Annotated in this window: 2 protein-coding genes; both read left to right on the forward strand. The window is 51.6% G+C overall.

Features of this window, described 5'->3' with window-relative positions:
- Positions 1–46 precede the first annotated feature (46 nt).
- Positions 47–1,495: a DKNYY domain-containing protein gene (locus Q0314_RS07045; RefSeq protein WP_298057797.1), complete on the forward strand. Its 1,449-nt coding sequence runs from the start codon at positions 47–49 to the stop codon at positions 1,493–1,495.
- Positions 1,496–1,592: 97 nt separating this feature from the next.
- Positions 1,593–2,921 carry a cell envelope integrity protein CreD gene (creD, locus tag Q0314_RS07050; protein ID WP_298057798.1) on the forward strand — a complete coding sequence of 443 codons (1,329 nt, stop codon included), beginning with the start codon at positions 1,593–1,595 and terminating at the stop codon, positions 2,919–2,921.
- The last annotated feature ends 48 nt before the right edge of the window (positions 2,922–2,969 follow it).

The following is a 2,969-nucleotide window of genomic DNA, read 5'->3' on the forward strand; positions in this document are numbered from 1 at the left end:
TTTTAAATTTCTAACGTTTTAAACTAGCAAGATATATAATTGCCTTATGAAAAAGACGAATAATTTAAGCAAATTTGATAAAAAGGCGCTAAGGCTGCTATTTGCGGTACTTTTCGTGCCGCTCTTCGTCTCGCTCGTTTTTATCTATGAGTTATCGGTGTATGATAGCTCGCGCGAGCTGCCCGCGGACGCACAAAAGATCGGCGGCAGCGATTATTACAACATCAGCGGCAAAATTTATCTACGCTCTTGGAACCTCGCTCCTTACGAGCTAGAGGGCGGCGCGGACGCGGCGAGCTTTCGCGCGCTTGATACCGGCAGATACTCCTACACAAACGTCGGCATGGATGCTAGTAGCGTATTTTGCGGCGCTCGCAAGATGTCGGGGCTGGATCCCGCCCGCACGCAAAAGATCGGCGCGCGATACTACAGCGACGGGCGCGTGAGCTACTTCTGCTCGGATGTCACGCAGCGCACGGGCGGCGCGATAAGCTACATTTACAAGGTATTTTTCCACGCCTTTGGGCTCTCCAAATGGCCGCAGGAGTACAACTACCCATACGCGAGGCTGGATACTAGCGCGCCCATCTCGCCGCTGACCGAGAGCCCGTATGTCGCCACGGACGGCGAGCGGGTATTTTACGAGGGTAAAATTTTAGAGGGCGCCGACGCAAAAAATCTAAAACAGATAAGGCGGAAAACCGTATATGAAGAAGGCTCCGAGCTGCCCGCGCACTTTCGCCTCATCGATAATTGGCTGAGCGACGGACGCAGCATTTATAAGGGCGGCGAGAGGCTAAATTTCACGCCTAGCGAGCAGATGTATCTCGTGGAGCCAAACGCGGGCATAGAGTTTCTCTACGATCCCGCTGCGGGCGCGGTGTTTATGAACGGCGAGAGATTTGACCCCTCAAACGAGCCCTATACGCCGCTAAATTTTCAGAGCGGGTATCAGGAATACATGCTGTTTGCGAGCAAAAACGGCATATTTTATCTAAGCAAGGATAAAATTTTAAATCGACCGCGCGCTAGCGGTGCCGAGGGCAGGCTCAAGGACGCATTTTGGTACGTTTATTATAAATTTGGCGGAGATGGCAGTAGGCTAAGCGCGCTAAAAAGGGCGGGCGACAATCCGTTTAAAGGCGCCGTGCGGCAGATCTCGGAAAGGCTTTTTAAGGACGACGCGGGATTTTACTATCTAAATTTTTACTCGCATAGCGTTTACGTCACGGGTCGCAGCGGCAGGCATCTGGATAAGCGGACAAATTTCATCGAGCTGCGAAAGATCACGCTAGACGTGCATGATGATGAGGTGATGGCGCAGATCGCGGACGAGGCGGCGCGAAACCCAGAGATGTCGCAGCTCATCTTTAGTGCGCAGGATGTGGAGTATGAAAACGGCGCGGCCTTTTATATGTATTGCCTCGCGGCGGTTTTAGTGCTTGGAGCTTGGATTTATAGCTACCTTAGAAAGCGCAGCTTGCGACGCGGCTAAATTTGCCGTCAAATTTGCTCTAAATTTACAACCTTTTTTACCGATTTATTACGATTTCTAGCTAAAATCGCAGTGAAAAAAATCAAAAGGAAATCCAATGGAAAACAAAATCATGGATAGCGTCAGAGGTGGCTTTTGGACGAAGCCCGTCATCATTTTCGTCTTGCTTTTGCTGCTGCTTATCCCGCTAGGTTTCATCAGCTCGATGATCTCTGACCGCGCCTACGTCAAGCGTACCGCCGAGGAGTCCATCATGCAGCCGGTCGGCGGCCCGCTTAGGATCGAAGGTGTTTTAATCTCGGTGCCGTATAAAAAGCAAGCGGCGATCTACAACGAAAACGGCGTACCTACGGTATCGCAGACAACCGAGCAGATCATGATAGCGCCGCAGTCTTATGAGCTATCGACCCAGCTAAATCCGCAGTATCTAAAGCGCGGTATCTTTAGCGTGCCCGTTTTTAATGGCGAAGTCGCGCTAAAAGCCAAATTTGCCCCGCTAAATTTCGAGCAGCTAAATATCGCAGAAAGCGACATTTTACTAAGCGAGGCGACGCTGATTTTAGGCGTAGGCAGCAAAAAGACCTTTACCGCATTTCCCGCGCTAAAAGCAAACGGGCAGGATCTCGCGCAGTCTTTTGCGCCGCCTAAATACTCACCCTTTGCCCAAAGCGTCCACTACAAACTACCTGCAAATTTAGCAAACGGCGGCTTTGAGCTAGCGGGCGCGCTATCTATGCAGGGCGGGCAGAGCGCGAGCTTCGTCCCTGTGGGGCAGGATAATAAATTTGACGTAAAATCCTCGTGGAGCTCGCCGTCTTTTAGCGGCGGCTGGCTGCCTAAATCGCGCGAAGTCACAAGCAGCGGCTTTAACGCGCAGTGGGAGATCTCGGGCCTTAGCACCGGCGTTCCGCAGGCGTGGATCATGGACGGCAGGCGCGAGATGGGGTTTGAGGGCGTCGAGGCTAGCTTCATCAGCCCCGTAAATAACTACTCGCTCATCGCGCGCTGCGTGACCTACGCGATCTTGTTTTTAGCGGTGCCGTTTTTGGCGATATTTCTGTGCGAAATTTACAGCCGCGTCCGCATTCACCCGATCCAGTACCTACTCATCGGAGCCGCCGACGTGCTATTTTACCTGCTCGTGCTCTCATTTTCCGAGCATATTAGCTTTTTAGCTAGTTATCTTGTCGCGGCCGCAGCCGTGTGCGCGACGATACTTTTCTACGGCTCGGCGATCTTTCGGGCTCGCAAATGGGGCGTATTTATCGCGCTCGTACACGGGGTTAGCTACTGCTTGCTCTACGGTATCTTGCAGTCCGAGGACTACGCGCTTTTGATGGGCAGCGTGATGATATTTGCGGTGATTGCGCTTGTTATGTATTTGACCAGGAAGATAGATTGGTACGAAAACGGGCTGAAAATTTAGCTTTTTCGGCTTATCTCGCGAGCGCTTTTAAATGATTTTTGCTTCGCT

The sequence above is a fragment of the uncultured Campylobacter sp. genome (assembly GCF_938040115.1).
In the GTDB taxonomy this organism is placed as follows: Bacteria; Campylobacterota; Campylobacteria; order Campylobacterales; family Campylobacteraceae; genus Campylobacter_A.

What these genes read in the sequence shown, in the direction of transcription:
- creD (WP_298057798.1), top strand. Translation starts at nt 1,593, where the DNA reads ATGGAAAACAAAATCATGGATAGCGTCAGAGGTGGCTTTTGGACGAAG.
- Q0314_RS07045 (WP_298057797.1), top strand. Translation starts at nt 47, where the DNA reads ATGAAAAAGACGAATAATTTAAGCAAATTTGATAAAAAGGCGCTAAGG.